The organism is Acidovorax sp. FG42 (assembly GCF_057809195.1).
The window spans coordinates 1-863 of sequence record NZ_JBMDJM010000037.1; the positions used below are offsets into that span (position 1 = coordinate 1).

The following is an 863-nucleotide window of genomic DNA, read 5'->3' on the forward strand; positions in this document are numbered from 1 at the left end:
CCCGAAGAAAAGGCCCGCGGTATCACGATCAACACCGCCCACGTGGAATACGAAACGGCCAACCGCCACTACGCCCACGTGGACTGCCCCGGCCACGCCGACTATGTGAAGAACATGATCACCGGCGCTGCCCAGATGGACGGCGCTATCCTGGTTTGCTCCGCTGCTGACGGCCCCATGCCCCAGACCCGTGAGCACATCCTGCTGGCCCGCCAAGTGGGCGTGCCTTACATCATCGTGTTCCTGAACAAGTGCGACATGGTGGACGATGAAGAACTGCTGGAACTCGTCGAAATGGAAGTGCGCGAACTCCTGGACAAGTACGACTTCCCAGGCGACGACACCCCCATCATCCGTGGCTCCGCCAAGCTCGCCCTGGAAGGCGACAAGGGCAAGCTGGGTGAAGAAGCCATCATGAAGCTGGCCGAAGCCCTGGACACCTACATCCCCACGCCTGAGCGCGCTGTGGACGGCGCCTTCCTGATGCCTGTGGAAGACGTGTTCTCCATCTCCGGCCGTGGCACCGTGGTGACCGGTCGCGTGGAGCGCGGCATCATCAAGGTCGGCGAAGAAATCGAAATCGTGGGTATCCGCGACACGCAAAAGACCACCTGCACCGGCGTGGAAATGTTCCGCAAGCTGCTGGACCAAGGCCAAGCTGGCGACAACGTCGGTCTGCTGCTGCGCGGCACCAAGCGCGAAGACGTGGAGCGTGGCCAAGTGCTGTGCAAGCCCGGCTCGATCAAGCCTCACACCCACTTCACGGCTGAGGTGTATGTGCTGAGCAAGGACGAAGGCGGCCGCCACACTCCTTTCTTCAACAACTACCGTCCCCAGTTCTACTTCCGCACGACCGACGTGAC

The 863-nt window shown here is 61.8% G+C and carries 1 protein-coding gene; it reads left to right on the plus strand.

The genetic code is table 11. From position 1 onward, the window contains the following. Positions 1 to 863: elongation factor Tu (gene tuf, locus ACODSM_RS22420; protein WP_488806944.1), on the plus strand; the 863-nt coding region annotated here is incomplete at both ends.